The following is a 21,826-nucleotide window of genomic DNA, read 5'->3' as shown; positions in this document are numbered from 1 at the left end:
AAAAACATTAAAGGACAAGGGGAAAAACATGAAAATCACAAAAAAGAACACAAAGATTATTGCAGCTTTTACAGCACTAACTGCGATTTTGGGTCTTTCGCTAAGCGCATGCGGATCTTCTGCAAATGGAGCAACTAAAGACGATAAGGTGATTAAGGTTGCAGCTTCCCCAACTCCTCACAGCGATATTTTGAATAAAGTAGTTAAGCCGATTTTGCAAAAGCAAGGCTATAAGTTGGTTGTTAAGGAATTTACTGATTACGTTCAGCCAAATACTGCTGTAGAAGAAGGCGAAGCAGACGCAAACTACCATCAGCATTTGCCATACTTAGATAACTTTAATAAAGAAAGAGGAACGCATATTATTTCTATTGCTGGAATCCACTTTGAGCCATTTGGACTTTACCCAGGAAAGACTAAAACAATTAAGGACTTAAAAGATGGCGCAACAGTTGCTGTTCCTAGCGATCCAACCAACGAAGCTCGCGCACTTCTTCTTTTGCAAGACGCAGGTCTTCTTAAGCTAAAGAATCCAAAGGATGTTAACTCAACCAAGAAGGATATTGTTTCTAATCCAAAGAATCTAAAGTTTAAGGAAATAGACGCCTCTTTGGTTCCAACAGTCGTTAAAGACGTTGATTTAGCTGCTCTAAACGGAAACTACGCTATTCAAGCTGGATTTAACCCAACTAAAGATCCTCTTACAAGCGAAAAAGTTGGAGGCGTAGCCGCTAAGACATACGAAAACATTATTGCTGTTAAGAAGGGCTCCGAAAAACTTGCTAAAATCAAGGCTCTTGTAAAAGCGTTAAAAACAGATGAAGTTCGTGATTTTATAAAGAAAAACTACAACGGCGCTGTTCTTCCAGTGTTTTAACGTGATTACAGCGTTTAATCGCAAATAAAAAAAAAGAGACATGTGCCTCTAAAAAAACTAGAGGCACGTGCCTCATATTTGTTTTATAATTCGTTTTACAATTCGTTCTACAATCGGTGGAAAAATGATTCAGATTGAACATCTTTATAAGACTTATTCAAGCGGCAAAACTAAGCACGAAGCGCTTAAAGACATTAATTTGACTATTGAATCGGGAGAAGTCTTTGGAATTTTAGGTTCTTCGGGAGCTGGAAAGTCTTCGCTAGTTAGATGCATAAACCTTCTAGAAAGACCTACGAGCGGAAAAGTTGTAATAGACGGAAAAGATATTACATACGCTAAAAATCGCGATTTATCTAATATCAGGTCAAATATTGGCATGATTTTCCAAAACTTTAGTCTTTTTCAGCAGCGAACCGTATTGCAAAATGTGACTTTTCCTTTGGAACTAAACCACACGAATAAAAACGAACGAGAAGAACGAGCAAAATATTTGCTTGACTTAGTTGGCTTAAAAGATTTAGCAAACCGCTACCCTATTCAGCTTTCTGGCGGCCAGCAGCAACGTGTTGCTATTGCGCGAGCGCTTGCTAACAATCCTTCGATTATGCTTTGTGACGAAGCTACAAGCGCATTGGATTCAACAACTACTGCGCAAATACTTGACTTGCTTAGAAGAATCAACCGAGATCTTAACGTTACATTGGTTATTATTACTCACTCTCTTGCAGTTGCGCGCAATATTTGCGATAGAGTTGCAATGATTGACGGCGGAAAAATCGTAGAAATCGGCGATACTTCAACGCTTTTCAAGAATCCGCAAAGCAATATTCTAAAAACACTTATTGCAAACGAAAATGTTGAAAATCATAGAGATAACAGCAAAAACATCAGCAACAGCAACGAAAACAGCGAAAACAGCGAAAACAGCGAGGTGAAATAAAATGCCAGAAAATATTTCACAATTTATAGACGAATATGGAGAACTAATTATTGAAGGCACAAAAGACACAATTGTTATGACTTCAATAGCTACATTATTTGCATACATAATAGGACTTCCAATAGGAGTTCTTCTTATAACAAGCGCAAAGCAAGGAATTTGCAAAAACGCGCTGCTTAACACTGTTTTAGGAAGCATTGTAAACTTTGTGCGATCTATTCCGTTTATAATTTTGCTTGTTGCTATAATCCCACTTACAAGGCTTATTGTTGGAACATCTTTAGGTGTTCCAGGAGCAATTGTTCCGCTTGTTATAACAGCTGCGCCATTCGTAGCGCGAATTGTTGAGCAATCTTTGGCAGAAGTTGACGGAAGTCTTATAGAAGCTGCTCAAAGTTTTGGAGCAAGCAACACACAAATCGTGTTCAAAGTATTGCTTTTTGAAAGTTTACCTTCGCTAATTCGCGGAGCAGCATTAACGTTTATTACGCTTTTTGGATTCTCCGCAATGGCTGGAACAGTTGGAGCAGGAGGACTTGGAGATATTGCGATTCGCTACGGGTACCAACGCTACCAATACGACGTTATGAGCGCAGCAGTAATTTTATGCATTTTGCTTGTGCAATTAGTGCAAAGCATTGGAGATTTAATATCCAACAAAATCAACCATCACGAGCGCTAATATTAATCAAAATAAACAGTGAACAGTCTTTAATGTATGGGAGAATCGCAATATGACACTTATTAATATGCATACGTCTGAAGGCGATATAAAGATTAATCTTTTTGACGATAAAGCGCCTATTACAGTAAAAAATTTCGTTGACTTGGCAACTGGCGAAAAAGAGTGGACTGATCCTTTTAGCGGCGAAAAGTCTAATGAGCCTTTCTACAATGGCTTAACTTTCCACCGTATTATTAAAGATTTTATGATTCAAGGCGGATGCCCTCTTGGAAACGGAATGGGCGGTCCTGGCTACGAATTTGACGACGAGATTGACCCATCTCTAAAGTTCGATAAGCCATATTTGCTCGCAATGGCAAATGCCGGAAAGCAACGCGGACGCGACGGCCGCTTGCATGGCACGAATGGATCTCAATTCTTTATAACAACTGTTCCAACTCCTTGGCTTGATGGTCATCACACGATTTTTGGAGAAGTTGTGGACGATGAGTCTAAAGCTGTTGTAGATAAGCTTGAATCTGTTCCAACAGATAGGTCCGATGCTCCACTAGAGCCAGTTGGAATTATATCTATTGATGTTATTAAGTAAAAACATTAGCTAAAATAAAGCATAAATAATAAAGCAAAAATAGTATAAAAATTGCAATAATAAAACTTCCAGCCAAAGGATTATTTGACTGGAAGTTTTATTGTTTAGTTGCGCTTTAGCTACGATTTAGTTACTGTTTAGTCGCAGCTTAATCGCGTTCCATTTTTCTAAGTCGCGGTTCCGCACTATCTTTTGCACCCGTAATTCTATAAACGTCAAAAACGCCATCAATCTTACGAATCGCAGCAAGAAGAGTATTCAAATGCTGAGGATCCGCCATTTCAAACGTAAATTGGCTTGTAGCAACGCGATCGTCTCCAGTAGCAATCGTTCCCGAAAGAATATTTACGCCATGATCCGAAAGAACTCTAGTAACATCCGAAAGCAAATGCTGACGATCCAAAGCTTCTACTTGAACTTTAACAAGGAACAAGCCTTTGTCGCTTGTCCATTGAACAGGAATAACACGTTCCGATTGCGACTTTTGCAAATCAATCATATTTTGGCAATCTGTTCTATGAACAGAAACACCCTGATTTCTTGTTATAAAGCCAACAATATTGTCTCCTGGAACAGGCATGCAACAGCGCGCAAGCTTAACCCAAACGTCTCCAACACCCTTTACAGAAACGCCAAGAACGCCGTTAGACTTGCGATTACGCTCTGCTCTTCTAAGCGGAAGCGCCTCTTCTTGCGCTTCTTCTGCTACTTCTTCGCTTCCCGCATCTTTAACAAGACGAGAAATAACATTTTGTGTAGAAACCTGACCTTCGCCAATCGCAGCATAAACGGCTTCTACATTAGCAGTAATATTAAGCTCTTCTGCAACGCCTATTAACGCTTGCGGAGTAAGCAAAGTAGACAAAGGCAAGTTACGTTTACGCATAGCGCGCGTAAGCTCGTCTTTACCCTCTTCAATGGCCTCCGAACGGCGTTCCTTGCTAAACCATTGCCTAATCTTATTTCTAGCTCTAGGGCTTTTTACAAAACTAAGCCAATCTCTAGAAGGTCCAGCAGTATCGGACTTAGACGTAAGAACTTCTACAGTGTCTCCGTTGTTAAGCTTTGTATCTAGTGGAACAAGCTTTCCATTTACGCGAGCGCCCATCATTCTGTGTCCAACTTCTGTATGCACAGAATACGCAAAGTCAACTGGCGTTGCATCTTGCGGAAGAGCAACAATGCTCCCCTTTGGAGTAAACACGTAAACTTCCGAAGCTCCAAGATCTTGCTTTAAGGAACCTAAGAATTCGTCGGAATCTGGCGTTTCGCTAGTCCAATCTGCAAGTTGCTGAATCCACTTTAAGTTATCTAATTCGCTAAGCTCTTTGTTCTCTTCTTGCTCGCGCTTAACATCACCCTTATCTGGCTTACTTAAAGCTCGACCAGCTTGGCCGTTTGCCTTGTACTTCCAGTGAGCAGCAATACCAAACTCAGCACGCCTATGCATATCCCATGTGCGAATTTGAATCTCAACAGGCTTTCCACCAGGGCCTACAACAGTAGTGTGCAAGCTTTGATACATATTTAGCTTAGGAGTAGCAATGTAGTCCTTAAATCGGCCTGGAACAGGGCTCCAACGCGCATGAACTGCGCCAAGAGCCGCATAACAGTCTCGAATAGAATCAACGATTATTCGCACGCCTACAAGGTCATAGATATTTTCAAAATCATGACCGCGAACAATCATCTTTTGGTAGATTGAGAAATAATCTTTTGGTCGCCCTTTAACCGAAGCCTTAACATGTTGCGCACTTAAATCTTCGTTGATTTCTTCTAGAATTTGACGTAAATATACTTCTCGCTGTCCAGCTCTTCGAGCTACTAACACTACGATTTCGTTATAAATCTTAGGGTATAAAACCTTAAAGCTTAGCTCTTCAAGCTCTGTTTTAATAGCATTCATGCCGAGTCGATTTGCAAGCGGAGCATAAACGTCTAGAGTTTCTCGAGCTTTTTTATGCGAGCTAGACGCCTTAACGTACCTCCACGTACGCGCATTATGCAATCGATCTGCAAGTTTTACTACCAACACTCGCACATCTCGGCTCATTGCAACAACCATTTTGCGGATTGTTTCTGCTTGAGCGCTTTCGCCGTACTCCATATTGGATATTTTTGTAACGCCATCTACAAGGCCAGCAACCGTGTCTCCAAAGTCTGCTCTGCATTCTTCTAGCGTGTAATCTGTGTCTTCTACAGTGTCGTGCAATAATCCTGCAGCAACTACAATAGGTCCCATTCCAAGATCAGCTAAAATTTGAGCTACAGCAAGAGGGTGAATAATGTACGGCTCTCCCGATTTACGCCTTTGACCAGTATGCTGCTTTACGGCTCTTTTATACGCCTTATGCAAAATATCCATGTTTTCATCGGGATGATGCCACTTGCACATTTGCAATATAGGACGCAATGGGTCTCGCATATCTTCGCTAATTTCACACCCGAGCATATTAGCGCCTTTAATATCTTCTTGAGATTCTCCCATTGAATGTCACCTCATTGCACGCCAGTAGAGCCAAATCCTTTAGTGGATCTATCGGAGCCTGGAAGCTGACTTGCTTCAACAAATCTAGCTTCAACATAGCGTTGAATAACAAGCTGAGCTATGCGATCTCCACGATTAAACTGCACAGTATTTTCTGGATCCATATTGATTAATGGAACCTTAATCTCTCCACGATACCCAGCATCAATCGTTCCTGGAGCATTAAGAACAGTAACACCCTGTTTTACAGCTAAACCGGAACGCGGATGAACCAAAGCCACATATCCAGCAGGCAAGGCGATTGCAACGCCAGTCGGCACTAGAGCGCGCTCAAAAGGACGCAAGGTAACGTCTTGCGTAGTTCGCAAATCCGCTCCAGCATCTCCCGCATGAGCGTAAGAAAGATGCTCCATTGCAGCCTGGCTATCTGTTCCATCGTTCAAATATTTAATAAGAACTTCCACCTGCTCTGGGCCCGTATAGGTATCATCGTAAGCCATTAAGCTGCGCACTCCTTACAAATCGGTTGACCGTCTTGAGACATTTGAGCGAGCTGACTTCTGTGCTTTACAAGGAAGCACTCGGAGCAAATGAACTCATCACCTTGCATTGGTATTACTGTAACAGATGCATCTTCGTTGCTAAGATCTGCGCCTGGCAACTCGTAATCTTCTGCAATAGCGTTTTCGTCATCGTCTATATCGTTTGCGGAACTTTGAGAGCCTTTGCTCAATGCTTCCAACGACTCCTCGTCTTCGTCTTTACTACGAGGAGAATCATAATCCTGTGCCATTATGGTCCTTTCGTTTTTAAGATTACTTATTGCTTAAAACTACTTTTCTACTTTACTTATAGCGATTAGCACTATTTATAGCAATTAGTCTAAATCTACCTACGCGCATAGCATACATGAAAGCTACCCCGCATAGAATACTCGCTTTTTTATTAATAAAAAATGGCAAAGAAGGCATACTATGGACTAAAGTATGTTATAAGTATCGTTAAAAGCGAGGAAAGTGGTGCGCAATGCTTGAAAATCCGCCAAAAGAGGCGAGTTTCGATCATGTGGATAATAATGGCGATTTAATTTTTATTTTTGAAAACACGCCGTTAAAAATTCATGTTGACGACACGCTGGAGCGCGCAATCGCCGAGTCGAAAAAACTAACAAATGTTGATGAACGTAATCAAAATACAGTTAATTCGACTGGCAAGTCGGACGATTCGCCAAGCGCAACTACAGCAACACTGCCTATATCTCAAATTCAAGCTTTAATACGCGCTGGATTAGAACCAGAACATGTTGCAAAGCGATACAACGTAAGCGAATCTCAAGTTAGACGATTCTCAAGCGGAGTAGAAACCGAAAAGCAATATGCTATTGAACAATTCTTGACTGTTCCAGCGCCTAAGCAAAGCAATATGCGAACTCTTTCGGATTTGATTGAACGCACTCTTGCAAAAGCGCATATTGGAATGGAAACAGTAAAGTGGCGTGCTACAAGACGCGGACTTGAACCATGGCTTATAACAGCAGAATTCAACACCGCTACTCGCACAATAAAAGCCGAGTGGACTTGGAACATGCACGATAACTCCGTTGCTTGCGCAAATCCTTCTGCAAGGTTATTGCTTGGCGAAGAAGTCATGAATAATGATTCTTCTAAAAAGTCACAATTTGGCGGAACTTATAGAGACACTGTAAGCATTAGCTTCCCGTTTGCAAACGAAGATCTTCCAGGAAACTCAATTCGTTCTGCAAGAATAGAGCGCGCTGTTTCTCAATGGGAATCAAGGAATAGTGAGAACCTTGCAAATGTTGCAAATGTTACAATGCAAGCGCAAAATGCAAATAACGAGCAAGAACAAAACGCACAAAACGTACAAGAACAATACAATGCGAATAATGCGAATAAATCACTAGACCAAAATAATGCAAGTTCTTTAGATTCTTTGCAAAGCTACGAGCAAAACAATAATCTAAGTACTCTAGTTGCAAATAGCGAGAACCAAGTGGATGCAAATGCTGTATCTAACAGTATAAATGCCGTAGAAATCGCATCGAATATAGCAAACTCGTCCAATTCCGATTCGAGCAAAGATAGCAACAATACAAATGCGCTTTTTAGCAATAACTCTAGCTATAGCTCTAATAGTGAATCGCGCAACGAGGAAGCAAAAGAAGAACAAGAAAATCAAAAAGACAATCATGTTCAAGCAGACAAAACTGTTTCGATAGAAACTCCAAAGTCTACGCAAACGCAAAAGTCTACTAAAGCGCGCACAAACGAGCATTCTAAAGCCAAAAAGAGCAGCCGTGCAGCTGTTCCTAGCTGGGATGAGATTCTTTTTGGCGAAGGATGATTTAGCGTAAATTAAGCTATATCAACTAAGCACGGAATATCCATTTCCATTGCGCTCATAGAGCCATGAACACTCGGCAAGTTCATGGCTTTTTCTGTTTCGATTCTAGAATCAACGATTGTAACAGATGACTTTGCTTGAACAAGAACATCTCCAATAACGCTTAGCGCAAGCGAACTAACTTCCCCAAAAACGCCATCTTTAACAGCTTGCTCTTTAGTTCTAACAAGCGCTTTATCTTGCAAAGCATTAGTCCACCTTAACGCAATGTCTTCTGGATTTTCACCATCTTCCGCGTATAGCATAACAGAACGCGGCTCTCCCCCAACAAGCTTAACTCCTTTAGTAAGACGACTATCTTTTGCAATATCTATTTTCAAATCTGGATTTGACTCAATCATTCCATGGTCTGCAGTAATAACAATCAAAGTGCCTTTTTGGCAATTTTTTCTTAAAAGATTTAGCTGCGAATCAATCTGCTCAAAAATAGAAACCCAATTCTCGGATTTCCAACCATAATTGTGACCGATTTTGTCTATATCCCTAAGATACAAATACGTTAGACCAGGCGTTTTAGTGCTATTTGCAGCGTTCATAATTCTCGCTCTAGCAGTTGTTCCGCTTATAAATTTAGCCCCTCTAAAAGCTGCTTGAGTTAAAGGAGAATCCTCAAATTTTGAAAGACTTACATGATTTGCTCTAACACCCAATCTAGAAAGCGACTCGAATATTGTAGGCTGGCGCTGCAAATCTAATGGATTTGGAGCATCCCTAAATTGGATTAATTGAGATAACGCGCCAGTTTTAGGATTTTTTTGAGTGTATCCTGTCATTGCAGTAAGACCAGGGCAAGTTCCAGTGCCAAAAGTGGCCATTGCTGCAACTGTAGTACTAGGAACGCAAGTTGTTATAGGGCGCTGGTTTGCACTGTTGTTAAGAAGAGCACGCAAATATGGAGCATGACCTTTTCTAATAGCAAGATTCCAATATCCAAGACCATCCACAAGCACAACAACAGCACTTTTTACTTTAGGAAACCCAAACAAATCTCGCAAAGAATCAGTGTTTTTATGGATTTGTGTGCAAATTGGCGATCCTATAGAAGCACTAAGAGCTGGAAGAATCGAAGATAGATGAAGAGCAAATTTAGGATTATTGTATGCGTCACGAATTTTGCTATTTTCAACAAACTTCAACAAGTCATCCAATTGTGGAATCTCAATAGTCATAAGCTACATTGTAGTTAAAAAAGACTACATATAAAGTGAAATTCGAGTTAGCGCTAAAGTTAGATTCAAATCGCAAGAAAAATCGCAAGGAAAAACGCAACTAAAATCACCAGAAAAATCACCACTAAAATGGCAAGAAAATAAGCATTTAACAAACATTTGTGCATATAAATTGGTATTATAAAGGCTTGTAAGTCACTTCAAGGAGTTCAAAATTATGCCTTCACGCAGCAAGTCAACAAAAGCAGCCTTCGACCCTAGAAAGGTTAAAGAGAATATTGTTGAAACGCCGCTTAACGAAGAGATGAGCAAATCTTTTCTGGAATACGCATACTCTGTGATTTACGCGCGCGCATTGCCAGACGCAAGAGACGGAATGAAGCCAGTACAGCGCAGAATCGTGTACCAAATGGGAAACATGAATCTTACGCCAGATCACGCGTATATGAAGTCTGCTCGCGTTGTAGGCGAAGTGATGGGAAAGCTACATCCGCATGGAGATTCCGCAATTTACGAAGCAATGGTGCGTTTAGCTCAGCCATTTTCGCTTAGACTACCATTGGTTGACGGTCATGGAAACTTTGGTTCCTTAGACGACGGCCCTGCAGCATCCAGGTACACAGAAGCGCGACTAGCTCCAGCAGCGCTTGGAATGAATGCAGACATAAACGAAGACACTGTTGACTTTGCGCCAAACTACGACAATAAGCTAAAAGAGCCAACAGTTTTGCCTTCTGCTATACCAAACTTGCTTGTAAACGGAGCTTCTGGAATCGCAGTTGGAATGGCTACAAACATGGCTACTCACAATCTTGGAGAGGTTGTTGCTGCAGCAAAATACGTTATGAAGCACCCAAATGCTACTCTAGACGATTTAATGCAAATAGTTCCAGGCCCAGACTGGCCAGGCGGCGGCATAATTATTGGCCGCAGCGGAATCCGCGAAGCGTACGAAACTGGAAGAGGCGCTTTTACAACTAGATCAAAAACGCATATTGAAAACGTTACAGCACGCAAAAAGGCGATTATTGTTACAGAATTGCCATTTATGGTTGGCCCAGAGCGCGTGCTCGAACGCATATCTCAAGGTATAAAAGCGCGCAAACTAGACGGAATATCTGGAGCAATCGACTTAACAGATAGGCACAATGGAACGCGAATCGTAATAGAAATAAAAACAGGATTCGACCCAAACGCTGTTCTTGCGCAACTTTTTAAGCACACTCCGCTGCAAGAAAGCTTTACAATTAACAACGTTGCACTAGTAGACGGCAGGCCGCACACAATGGGTCTTCGCGAGCTTCTAGACGTGTGGATTTCGCACAGAAGAACCGTTATTAGAAGACGCAGCGAATTTAGGCTAAATAAAGCCAAAGAAAGATTGCACCTTGTAGAAGGCTTACTTCTTGCAATGCTAGACATTGACGAAGTGATTCAAGTAATTAGGTCTTCCGAAGATGCAGAAACCGCTAAATCAAAGCTTATTAGCGTATTTGATTTAGACGAGATTCAAGCGCAATACATTCTTGACTTAAGGCTTAGAAGACTTACAAAAATGAGTCGAATCGAGCTAGAAGGCGAAAAAAACGACTTATTGCAAAAAATAGATGAACTTAACGAGATTCTAAGCTCTGCAAATCAGTTAGACAAAGTTGTGATTGCAGAGATGGATTACGCTGTAAAACAGTGGGATACTCCTCGCAGAACGATTCTTTTAGACGAGCAAGAAGACGGCAGCTTTACGCCTGTTTGCACTAAAAACACTAAAGTTGCAAACAATGATTTAGCAATGGATGCAGTTATTGCAGCAAATAAGATTACAAGCACTCAAGCAGACGTTGCAGCAGCTGCTCTGGCCGCCAAAAAGTCTGGGAGCAGCGATGCTTCTGCAATAGCTTTGCAATTAAGCGACGATCCGTGCGCTGTAGCTTTGAGCACGTCTGGACTTATAGCAAGAACAAGCGTTGAAACATTTAATAGATGGCAATCACATTCTTCAAATGTTTTTGACACTCCATGCTTAAGCGTGTTTGAAACAACAACTCGCGCAAACTACGCTTTAATAACATCCGCAGGTCGATTAGTAATAGCGCATGTTGCAGATTTACCACACTTAAATCAAGGAAACGAAGACGTTTTAGAATCGCTTTCTAATGGAGTTAAAGCAAACGAATTGCTAACTTCCACTCAAAGCACAGACCCGATTAGAGGAGAAAAAGTCGTAGCTGCTATTGCATTAAGCGATGATTCTAAAACTCCTACATCTTCTAAAATTCCTCTTGCAATCGGAACAAATAATGGCGTTGTAAAACGATGGAATTTTGAATCGCCAACAACAATGGATTCCTGGAGCATTATTGACTTAAAAGATAATGATTCAGTAATCGGAGCAGCACTTGCAAAAGACGAAGACAGGATTGTGTTTATAAGCAGCGACTCTTCCCTACTTACATTCGACGCAAAGCAAGTGCGCGCACAAGGGCGAAGCTCTGCTGGAATGGCAGGAATTAGGCTTAACGAAGGATGCGTTGTTTCTGCTTTTGCTGTAGTTGCTAAAAATGACGTTGAGTGGAACTACGAAGAAGGGCAAAACGGACTATTTTCTGCTTCTGGAAGCGTAGTTTTCACTCTTGCTGGAGACAGCGACGCGCTTGCTGGAACAGAAAACGGAGCTGCAAAGATTACGCCGCTAGAAATGTACCCTACAAAGGGTCGCGGCACGGGAGGCGTGCGATCGCAGCGATTCCTTAAGGGTCAAAATACACTTTTGCATGCATACGTTGGAAACTATCCGCTTTACGCGACTACACAACGTGGAGCAAATGTAGAGCTACCTAAGCCAGATATGCGAAGGGATGCTTCGGGAACCGAGCTAGTCTCCCCTATTGCGCATATTGGTTAGTTACGTTGTGTAGTTACGCCATTTATGCCATTGTTTCAACGTATGCTATAGCTGCGATTTTCGTAACTAGTTTTTGCGAGCATGCTTGGAATAGCTACGAAGTGATTTTCTAGCTCCTACAAGTACGAAAATTCCTGCAAACACAGATGCAAACAAAGAATTCATGGCCATAGTCACTGAAGAGCCAGTTTCAGGCAAATGCTTAGCAGAATTAGCTTGAATCTGCATTTTCAATGGCGCTTCATCTTGTTTCTTTACATCAAACGAATAATCTTGATTCTTTGTATATTCTTGCACATGCGAAGGAACAAAATCTGTAATAGACGTAGAATCTGGAGCTGGAGTTTGCTCTTCATCTGTATCTGGCGTCGTATCTGGCGTTGGCGTTGGCATTGGCACAGGCGTTGGAATCGGAGCAGGAGCTGGCTTAGGTGTATAAATAGCATAAACCGTCATATCACTTTTTACTGGAGTTTGATCAGTAAATATTTTGCTTTTATCCTTACCTGTAGAGTCGGCATTCCACTCTACAAAAGTATAACCTTCTTTAGATGGTGCCGATGGCATCATCTGACCTGCAACACTGTTTTCACTTATGCTTTTGCCTTCCTTAACTTGCACAGAAGCATAATTAGAATTATTGCCATTTACAAAAGTAACAGTGTAGATCTTAGCCTTAGGAATAATGTTGTAGGTAAAGTGCGATCTACCAATCATCCTAGGCATATTATTAACAAAATCATAAAATATACACTGACCTTCAAGGGTGCCAGTCTTCACTGCTACATATTTGCCATCAGAGTTTTTCTTAAAATATGGCGAGCGGTCAATCGTTACGGGATTCCCATTCTCCTCAAAACCCTCCATAACACTGATTGTATGACCAGAGCTTTCTTGAGTAATTGTAATAGGGCGCTTATATTCCTCTCCTACCTCAATAGTAAAAGGTCCAGGATTTTGATTGTCAAACGGTGAATCATTTTCCCCTGAGCGAAACTTATATTGTCCTAAATTACCTTTTACAACAATTTCAGAAATTTTATTACCTTGGAAAGCAACACTACCAACTCCAGCAAGATAATACGGGTCAGCATCCGTATCATGCTCTTTGCCAGTTCCATCAATTACACCTTCAAACACAACTTTTTCAATTTCATTAGCAACAAAGGCTGCATTGCTTACTGAAATAACATTTTTTGGAATAACAACAGTTCCCTTAATTTTATTCCAACCGAAAGCGCCATATTCTATAATCTTAAGAGACTGCGGAAGAGTTACACCCTCAATATAAGTTTCGCCATCAATGTGTTCATGCTTATTCCCAACCTGCTTTGCACTTCCAGTAAAAGCACATTCATGAATAACTTCAATACCTTCAGGAATAACTATGTGATGATTTTTCTTAAGCTTTTCCTTGCCTTTGGCGCTAAGTCCATCCACATATTCATTTACTGTTTCATTCGTTTCAGGATGATAAACATCTTTCCTGCCACCAACAGTTTTACCATCGGCAGAAATATTAAAGTCGTCACGCGTCCAAGTTAAAGATGCATCATTTGTGCTACTTGAATCATTTGAAGCTTCCCTAGATTCTGCAGATTCATGTACATTTATACTTCCACGATTACTTGTTGGAAGATTAGTATTGCTTACATCTATAAGAGTTTGCGTAATCTTATTAGTTTCAAAATTTTCAGTATCAGTTACAGATTCAGAAGTTTTAGCAGATTTAGCATATTTTGTAGTTTCGTTAGTTTTTTCAGTTTCGTTAGAATTTGAAGAGTTAATACTTTCAGAAGGTTTTACGGAAGTGCTATCTAAAGCCCCCCCCCCCAATGGATGTTTTAGAATCTACCGCAGAAGAATTTACAGTCGTAGTAACACCAGAAGCAGTTGAAGTTTCAGCAGCATTCGCACTTTGCGCTACGCAAAAAGCACACGCAGCAGTAGCAATACCCATCATAGCGCTAGTCAAAATTATATTAGTTCTCTTACTCATTTTTTCCTCGTGCAAAACCAACTCTTCTAAAATTATTAGCGATTAAAACAAATATAATACATGTGCTTAACAGTATTAGTTTGAATCTTCACATATTCTACAACTTATACTTTCAATAGCAATAAAATGTAACTAAACTCACAATAATCTTAATAAATCTTAAACCAAAACCAGCAAACAATCACACAAAAATATTTTCATACTAAACTTTTGCAAGTCCGAATCAATTTCATATGCATAAACGCCATTATAGATAGCAAAATAATCAAATATGCTGGCAGCAAAGACATAGACACGTTTTGACCAATAAACCCAAAGATTGCAGGCATTAGCATTGATCCAATATATGCGCTAGCCATTTGCACGCCAACAATCGCTTGCGATTTATCAGCTCCAAAATAATGCGGTGTGGAATGAATAATGCATGGATAAATAGGTGCACAACCTAAACCAATAATCACAAATCCTGCAACCAATGCTATATGATTTGGCAATGGCAATAACAATACAATAATGCCTAAAATCATCACTAGTTGCCCAAGACGAATCATGGTTTCGTCATTAAAACGCATTGTCAAAAATCCGCTTATAAATCGTCCTGCTGTAATACCAACATAAAATAAACTTGCCCAACCCGCTGCAACAACGTGGTTAACGGACCCATGCAAAACCATGTAACTACTAGCCCATAATCCTGCAGTCTGTTCAATAGCGCAGTAGCAGAAAAACATTATAAAAATATTTTTAGCTCCAGGAATGCGCAAAACTTCTGCAAAAGATAGCGTTTTAGAATATTCTTTAGATATCTTAATAGGATTTAGTAATTTATGCGATTTACGATTATTCCACAATGGCAAACTTGCAAACAATATTACAGTTAATATAACTTGAACAATAGCAATATATTGATACCCTGCAGACCATCCAAATCCGCCAGAAAGCGCAAAACCCATAACGTAAGGCCCAGCTGAAGCTCCAATACCCCACATGCAGTGAAGCCAGCTCATATGACGGCTTTCGTAGTGCAAAGCAACATAGTTGTTAAGAGCAGCGTCTACTCCTCCAGCACCAAGTCCGTACGGAATTGCCAGAAAAATAAGCACAAGATAATTCGGCGCAAAAGAAAAACCCAATAATGACAACGCAGTTAAAGCAACAGATACAGAAGTAACTTTTCCTACGCCAAATCGCTTAGTTATTCTGTCACTCAATAGAGCAGACACAATAGTTCCTGCAGAAATAACCATTGATATTCCGCCAGCCCAAGAAATTTGCGCGCCAATATCGTGGCTCATAGTCGGCCAAGCAGATCCTAAAAGAGCATCTGGCAAACCCAAGCTAATAAATGCTAAATAGATAATTGCAAGAAGAAGGTTAATCATAAAATTCCCCAACCTAGTTCTTCATATTTGCAATGCGAACGCCCCTTCATAAAATAATACATAACAAAATCAGGTATCGATTTTGGAGCGATCAAAGTCGTCCGCATTATCAACAATAAACTGCTTGCGCGGAGGAACATCATCGCCCATTAGCAAATCAAATACTTCGCTCGCCTGCTGAGCATCTTCCATACGAATCCTTCTTAGCATTCGCGTTCTAGGGTCCATAGTTGTGTCTGCAAGCTGATCTGCATCCATCTCACCCAAGCCCTTGTAGCGCTGAATATCGCTGTTAAAATCAATACCCTTAGCTTGCAAGTCATCAAGCTTTCCAGCCAATTCGTCATCGGAATACGTGTAAATATACTCGCCTTTGTGCTTTCCAGCGAGCGCAATCCTGTGAAGCGGAGGCACTGCAGCATAAACGTGCCCGTGCTCAATAAGCGGACGCATGTAACGATAGAACAGCGTTAGCAACAAAATACGAATATGCGCGCCGTCAACATCTGCATCGGTCATCATAACAATCTTGTTATAACGCGCTTGCGAAATATCAAAACTTGCGCCCGACCCTGCTCCAACAACTTGAATGATTGCAGCGCACTCTTTGTTAGAGAGCATTTGCGCAAGACTTGCTTTTTGAACGTTCAAAATCTTACCGCGAATTGGCAAAAGCGCCTGGAAAGCAGAGTTTCGAGCAGCTTTTGCAGTACCAAGCGCAGAATCGCCCTCAACGATGAAAAGCTCTGCAACATCGTCGTTTCCAGGCTGGCAATCAGAAAGCTTCGGCGGCATAGAAGCAGACTCAAGCGCATTCTTTCTGCGAGTAACTTCCTTAGTTTTACGCGCTTGAATACGCGCGTGCATCTCGGAAACAATTTTCTCTAAAACTCTAGCAGACTGCTCTTTGAATCCTCGCTTAGACCCACTAATCATCTCGCCGAATTGAGCATCCGTCATTTTTGTAACGATTGGCTTAACTTGAGCAGTTCCAAGAACATCTTTAGTTTGACCCTGGAATTGAGGCTCTGCTATGCGAACTGTTACAACAGCCACCATTCCAGCTAGAATATCGTCTCGCTCAATCTTAGTGTTTGAATCTTTAAGATTTACTTTAAGCTTTCTAGCATTGTCTTCAACAGCCTTGCGGATTTGCTTAGTTAATCCTTGCAAGAATCCGTCTACGTGCATGCCTCCGCCAGGAGTTTCAACAACGTTCACAAAGCTAACAATCGTTGAATCGTAGCCGTTTACCCAGCGCATTGCAATGTCTACAGCGCATTTACGCGTTACTTGTTGAGCATGCAAATCTCCTGCAGCATCAACAGCTTGCGTTTCTTCCAAGTAAGTGTCTTGGCCTGTAATTCGCCAAATATCGGAGATTGCTTGACCTTTTGAAAGAAAGTCAACAAAATCTTTTACTCCACCATTGTGCAAAAATTCAACAACTCTAGGATGATGATTATTTTGCAATTCTCTAGCAGACTCACTATTTGCAACAGATTGCTCGGTGGATTCTTCTATTTCGCTATCGATTTCCCTATCTGATTCAGCTTCCGATTCAGCTTCCGATTCGTAATCTGATTCAGCTTCTTCTGACTCCGATTCAGTTTGATCTATCTCATTAGATTCACTATCTTCGGCTGCTTGCGATTCATCCTTAAACGTCAAATCATCTGTTAAATCGCTATCATTCGCATCAGCATTCGCATCAATATTCGCATCATCGCTAGAACTACTGTCAACTTCTTGAATATCGCTAAATTCGCCTTCTGGCACATGCTCGTCAATAACAGTAATTCGCAAGCCTGGAACCAAAAAGCTCGTTTGACGAACTCTATCAATCAACTGTTCGTAACTAAAGCGAGCTGTTGAATTAAAAATCTCGGGATCTGCCCAATATCGAACTCGAGTACCGGTAGTTTTTGGCGAAACTGTGCCAATAATCTCTAATTCAGTAGGCTTGTTCTTACGCGTGCGCTTAAACGGAGAAGCTGGAGACGGATTTTCTGGATCTGCATCGCTATACACACCAGGATGCCCCTGATGAAAAGCCATATGATGCGTTTTTCCGTCTCTATCTACTTCTACGTCTAATCTCAAACTCAACGCGTTTACAACAGAAGATCCAACGCCATGCAAACCGCCTGCAGCGTTGTATGAAGCGTTACCAAACTTTGCTCCAGCATGAAGCTTAGTTAAAACAACTTCAACGCCTGTAAGCTTTGTTTTTGGCTCCACGTCTACTGGAATGCCACGACCGTTATCTGCAACTTCAATAGAGCCATCATCGTGAAGAGTAACAACAATATGGTCACAAGCTCCAGCTAAAGCCTCGTCAACCGCATTGTCAATAATCTCCCAAAGGCAATGCATTAATCCTTGGCTGTCTGTAGTGCCAATATACATTCCTGGACGCTTTCTTACAGCATCCAAGCCTTCTAGCACTGTCAAACTGTCGGCATCATATTGCTCTTGCTCTTTAGAGACCACTTCTACCCCTTATATAAGCTAACTATTAAGCAATAAGTGTCGCATCTTAACTAAAGTAGAAACACGACACTTTTGCAATATAACGTTACAAAATCACTGATCTAAGAAGTCACGCAAGGTTTGCGACCTAGAAGGATGACGCAACTTAGACATTGTTTTAGACTCGATTTGACGAATGCGTTCGCGAGTAACGCCATACACGCGACCAATATCATCCAAAGTCTTAGGCTGACCATCTTCCAAGCCGTATCGCATTTTAATAACGCCAGCCTCCCGAGGAGCTAATGTTTCAAGAACCTGCCTGAACTGCTCTTGCAAAAGAGAGAATGCTACAGCATCAGATGGTGCAATTGCATCGGTATCTTCAATCAAATCACCAAACTCGGAATCGCCATCTTCGCCCAAAGGAGTGTGCAAAGAAATAGGCTCACGACCATACTTTTGCACTTCTTGCACCTTTTCTACAGGCATATCAAGCTCGCGTGCAAGCTCGTCTGGCGTAGGCTCGCGACCCAAGTCTTGAAGCATTTGGCGCTGAACTCTAGAAAGCTTATTAATAACTTCCACCATGTGCACTGGAACTCGAATTGTACGAGCCTGATCTGCCATAGCACGCGTAATCGCCTGGCGAATCCACCAAGTTGCATACGTTGAGAACTTAAAGCCCTTCTTCCAATCAAACTTTTCTACTGCACGAATTAAGCCAAGATTACCTTCCTGAATTAAATCAAGGAAAAGCATGCCCCTGCCTGTGTACCTTTTAGCAAGCGAAACAACAAGTCTCAAGTTTGCTTCTAGAAGATGATCTTTAGCTTTCTTACCATCTGCTGCAGCCCACTTAAGCTCGCGCTTGCGCTTAAACTCCATTTGGTCGATTTGCGTGTCAAGCAAATGCTGAGCATACAAACCAGCTTCGATTCTCTCCGACAAATCAACTTCCTGCTCCGCGTTAAGAAGGCTAACGCGACCAATCTGCTTTAAGTAGTCTTTAACAGGATCTGCCGTAGCTCCAGTAGCGATTACTCGACGCTTTGGGTTTCCAGAAGGAGTTAAATTATCGTCATCGTCGTCATCTCGAACAATAAAAGCGCCTTTTGCTTGAGGAACTTGCGGAGCTTCTGACTTGTTTTCGTCCGTTTCTTCGCCGTCTTCGTCTTCAGAGATATCGTCTAGATTATTAATGTCGTCAACATCGTCCAAGTTGTCTACGTCGTCTACATCAAGATCATCGTGAATTTCATCAAAATCTTCTAAATCCATGTGATCTTCGTCTGGATCCATTGGCGCATCAACATTAGCATCAACGTCTTGAGCATCAACGTCTTCATCAATCTTAAAGTCTTGTTGTTCTTCTTTGCTCGTCTTGGAATCGACACTTGCTTTATTTTCGCTCGCCAAACTTTTCCTCCTGTAGATTCCCCGCTAACACAAAGTAATCCGCCAAAATAGGGTATTTAATTTTGCTATACCCTAAAGGCACTCTACTATACCATAAAGGCATAGTTATGGCAAGGGCAACTTTTCATTAAGAAGTTAATCATCTTCTAAGGACGATTCCTTATTACTTTCTTCTTGCGGCGTGGCGAATTTTCTACACCACGCTGGCTCTACATGATTCCTATATGCGTTATCTACTATTCTAACCATTGAACAATCAGGGTCTATATCTAACGCCATTTCAACATATTTTTCAACATCACCTAGCCTAAACCACCAACTTATATAGCACATTAGAGCGTAAACTTGCACTTTTAATTCTGGTATTCCATCTACAACACAAGCCATAGCTTTTAGTAGATTTACAACGTCTAACGCTTTACAAATATCTGGAAGCTCGTGATCTTCGTTAAATTTTTCTTCTAGAAAACGTCTTAAATCTTTAGATATTTCTTTTGTTCTAGGCTCTAAAGCTAGAGTAAGCAACGAGTCGATATTGTAGTACTCTTCTTTAGAGTCCAGTAAAGCCACAAGCAAAGTGTCTCGAACGTTAATATTGTCAAACATTGCAATCGGCAGCATTATAAGGTCGTAACCTACAATGTTTCCTTCTTTTTTGCAAATCATATTATTCCAGTTGCGTATTGATTGATTTACAAAAATATCAAAAGCCGAGAATACTTCTTGCTTACATTTAACATCTAAATCTCTGTTTATGTAATCAATATACTTTTCAAAAAATTCTGGAGCTAAAGATCTAAGATTTTCAATCCAATTATCGTTGTAATCATGATGATTGTTAACATAATCTTTAGGAATGTCTAAAACTGCTATACACTCTTTTGGAAGATGATTAAGATCCACTTTTTCTATTGTTTTTCCAGAAGCATAACTCACAGCAAAATAGTCTTCGGATTTGTTACAAATCATACTTGCAGCATAAATATTCGTCATCTCTTTAAAAGTTGAATATTCATGATCTTTGTCTTCAAAAAATTGTGTCTCACTGATTTCGCAGCCTTTAGACTCGTTTTTTATTGTTTTCATAATTCCTCCCCTGTTTGTTTGTTGCTTGTTATTTGTTATTCGTTACTTGCTATTCGTTACTTGTTATTCGTTATTTGCTATTTGCAGTATTGATTTCGCTGTTTCTTTTAACTTTGTAAATAAGAGTTTTGCATTGCAAAAGCGATAGCGCAATAAAAACTAAGCAATGTGGTTAAAGGCTATAAATCCTAGAAAATACTGGAAAAGTCATATATAAATCCTAGAAAATACTCACTTTTATAATGTCTAAGGCATGTGAATAACTCGTAGATATGAGTTTAGATTCGCAAAAGTCATGCATCGATACGCGTATAGGCGAATTAATTTATAGTCAATTTGATTCTTTAGCTTGCATAAATCTTATTTCTAATTGCAATAAAACACTTAAAAACGTTGTTTCCCAAGCAATTTTGTCTAGCGAAGGCGGAAAACGACTTAGAGCTTTATTAGCACTGTATGCTTTTGACGCATCAAAAGAGAGCAACTCAGCTACACAAAGTGACGATTCTTACAAAAACTCAAAAAACACAATGCTAGACATTGCTTGCGCTCTAGAAGTATTTCAAACAGCAGCACTTGTTCACGACGATATAATCGACGAATCCGCTTTAAGACGAGGAAAACCAAGCGCATATTGCGCTCTATCTAAAGCCACAAACAGCAATCATATTGGAACTGGGCTTGGATTAATGCTCGGAGATATTCTAGCGTCTCAAAGCTTCGATATAGCTAGAAAAGCGTGCGAAAATTTGCAAAATCCTAATGAGGTTTTATGCGAGTTTGCAAATATGCAAAAAAACGTTGGAATTGGCCAAATTCTAGACCTTTCAATCGAAATGATGAGCTTAGATGATCCACAAAAACTTGCCGAATCTTCTATAAACGTTTTTAGGTGGAAAACTGCAAGCTACACAACTATTGCACCTCTTGCTCTAGGATTTTTGGCTGCTGGAATGCAAAAAGACTACGCAATCAACTTAGCAAATCAAATTGGAGATCCTTTAGGAATCGCATTCCAACTTGCAGACGATCTTTTAGATATTGTTTCGGATTCTGCTCACACAGGTAAGCCAATCGGAGGAGATATTCGAGAAGGAAAACGCGCTGTTCTTCTAGCAGACGCATTAGAACTTTGCACTCCCGAAGATAATCTCTTCTTAATAAACGCATACACTTCTAAAAACCGAAACGAAGATGACGTTAAAAGAATCATTGATATTTATAGTAAAAGTGGCGCTATAGGTAAGTCTAAAAAGCGCATTCACAATCTTTGGGTTGAATCGCAAGAAAAAATAGATACTAGTTCGCTAAGCAATCATAGTAAAGTCATTTTGCACAATATTTCTAGCATGTTTATTCCTAAAGAATGGCAATAAGCGCAAATTGCGACT

General features: G+C 40.6%; 15 protein-coding genes and 1 pseudogene. 7 read left to right on the top strand and 9 right to left on the bottom strand.

The features are described from left to right. Positions 1–28 precede the first annotated feature (28 nt). The 4 genes from D0T20_RS02985 to D0T20_RS02970 all read left to right on the top strand — a co-directional run bounded on the left by D0T20_RS02985 (position 29) and on the right by D0T20_RS02970 (position 3,094). Positions 29–877, top strand: coding sequence for a MetQ/NlpA family ABC transporter substrate-binding protein (locus D0T20_RS02985; protein WP_016784798.1), 849 nt, complete (start codon positions 29–31; stop codon positions 875–877). Positions 878–1,001: 124 nt separating this feature from the next. Next, positions 1,002–1,820, top strand: coding sequence for a methionine ABC transporter ATP-binding protein (locus D0T20_RS02980; RefSeq protein ID WP_116438347.1), 819 nt, complete (start codon positions 1,002–1,004; stop codon positions 1,818–1,820). Between the two features lies 1 nt (position 1,821). Beyond that, on the top strand, positions 1,822–2,502 hold the full coding sequence (locus tag D0T20_RS02975; RefSeq protein WP_116438346.1) for a methionine ABC transporter permease: 681 nt from the start codon (positions 1,822–1,824) through the stop codon (positions 2,500–2,502). A gap of 52 nt (positions 2,503–2,554) precedes the next feature. Beyond that, positions 2,555–3,094, top strand: a complete 540-nt coding sequence (locus tag D0T20_RS02970) for a peptidylprolyl isomerase (RefSeq protein WP_016635598.1) — start codon at positions 2,555–2,557, stop codon at positions 3,092–3,094. A 148-nt stretch (positions 3,095–3,242) separates the two neighbouring features. On the opposite strand, the gene D0T20_RS02965 is transcribed toward D0T20_RS02970, so the two are convergent. From D0T20_RS02965 to D0T20_RS02955, 3 genes are read right to left on the bottom strand one after another with little or no spacing between them, the layout of a single operon-like run. After that, positions 3,243–5,582 (bottom strand): RelA/SpoT family protein, encoded by a 2,340-nt coding sequence (locus tag D0T20_RS02965; RefSeq protein ID WP_016635597.1) that lies wholly within the window; start codon positions 5,580–5,582, stop codon positions 3,243–3,245. Between the two features lie 11 nt (positions 5,583–5,593). Beyond that, positions 5,594–6,082 carry a dUTP diphosphatase gene (dut, locus tag D0T20_RS02960; protein WP_016635596.1) on the bottom strand — a complete coding sequence of 163 codons (489 nt, stop codon included), beginning with the start codon at positions 6,080–6,082 and terminating at the stop codon, positions 5,594–5,596. Further along, entirely contained in the window at positions 6,082–6,375 is a 294-nt protein-coding gene (locus tag D0T20_RS02955) for a DUF4193 domain-containing protein (protein WP_004574584.1), read from the bottom strand. The genes dut and D0T20_RS02955 overlap by 1 nt, the downstream gene beginning before the upstream one ends. Before the next feature lie 233 nt (positions 6,376–6,608). Here D0T20_RS02955 and sepH point away from each other — a divergent pair, with 233 nt between their 5' ends. After that, positions 6,609–7,946, top strand: a complete 1,338-nt coding sequence (gene sepH / locus D0T20_RS06385; protein WP_162862674.1) for a septation protein SepH — start codon at positions 6,609–6,611, stop codon at positions 7,944–7,946. An 11-nt stretch (positions 7,947–7,957) separates the two neighbouring features. Here the strand turns inward: sepH and D0T20_RS02945 are convergent, their stop codons facing one another. Then, complete coding sequence (locus D0T20_RS02945) at positions 7,958–9,175, bottom strand: alkaline phosphatase family protein (RefSeq protein WP_016831451.1); 1,218 nt, start codon at positions 9,173–9,175, stop codon at positions 7,958–7,960. Between the two features lie 217 nt (positions 9,176–9,392). Here D0T20_RS02945 and D0T20_RS02940 point away from each other — a divergent pair, with 217 nt between their 5' ends. Continuing rightward, the gene (locus D0T20_RS02940) at positions 9,393–12,077 is read left to right on the top strand and encodes a DNA gyrase/topoisomerase IV subunit A (RefSeq protein ID WP_016784782.1); all 2,685 of its coding nucleotides are present in this window, start codon (positions 9,393–9,395) and stop codon (positions 12,075–12,077) included. Between the two features lie 66 nt (positions 12,078–12,143). Here the strand turns inward: D0T20_RS02940 and D0T20_RS02935 are convergent. The 5 genes and pseudogenes from D0T20_RS02935 to D0T20_RS02915 all read right to left on the bottom strand — a co-directional run bounded on the left by D0T20_RS02935 (position 12,144) and on the right by D0T20_RS02915 (position 20,435). Further along, a pseudogene (locus D0T20_RS02935) lies at positions 12,144–14,076 on the bottom strand (InlB B-repeat-containing protein). A 197-nt stretch (positions 14,077–14,273) separates the two neighbouring features. Then, positions 14,274–15,458, bottom strand: coding sequence for an MFS transporter (locus D0T20_RS02930; RefSeq protein WP_020973678.1), 1,185 nt, complete (start codon positions 15,456–15,458; stop codon positions 14,274–14,276). Positions 15,459–15,527: 69 nt separating this feature from the next. Then, positions 15,528–17,951 (bottom strand): DNA gyrase/topoisomerase IV subunit B, encoded by a 2,424-nt coding sequence (locus D0T20_RS02925; protein ID WP_016784776.1) that lies wholly within the window; start codon positions 17,949–17,951, stop codon positions 15,528–15,530. A 93-nt stretch (positions 17,952–18,044) separates the two neighbouring features. Next, positions 18,045–19,349 carry an RNA polymerase sigma factor gene (locus D0T20_RS02920; RefSeq protein WP_020973680.1) on the bottom strand — a complete coding sequence of 435 codons (1,305 nt, stop codon included), beginning with the start codon at positions 19,347–19,349 and terminating at the stop codon, positions 18,045–18,047. Between the two features lie 135 nt (positions 19,350–19,484). Beyond that, positions 19,485–20,435: a hypothetical protein gene (locus tag D0T20_RS02915; RefSeq protein WP_016635587.1), complete on the bottom strand. Its 951-nt coding sequence runs from the start codon at positions 20,433–20,435 to the stop codon at positions 19,485–19,487. Positions 20,436–20,707: 272 nt separating this feature from the next. Here D0T20_RS02915 and D0T20_RS02910 point away from each other — a divergent pair, with 272 nt between their 5' ends. Beyond that, a complete protein-coding gene (locus D0T20_RS02910) occupies positions 20,708–21,811 on the top strand; it encodes a polyprenyl synthetase family protein (RefSeq protein WP_116438345.1) in 1,104 nt (367 codons plus the stop codon). The last annotated feature ends 15 nt before the right edge of the window (positions 21,812–21,826 follow it).

Source organism: Gardnerella piotii (assembly GCF_003397585.1).
Classification (GTDB): Bacteria; Actinomycetota; Actinomycetes; order Actinomycetales; family Bifidobacteriaceae; genus Bifidobacterium; species Bifidobacterium piotii.
This window is presented reverse-complemented; position numbering and strand designations above follow the sequence as displayed.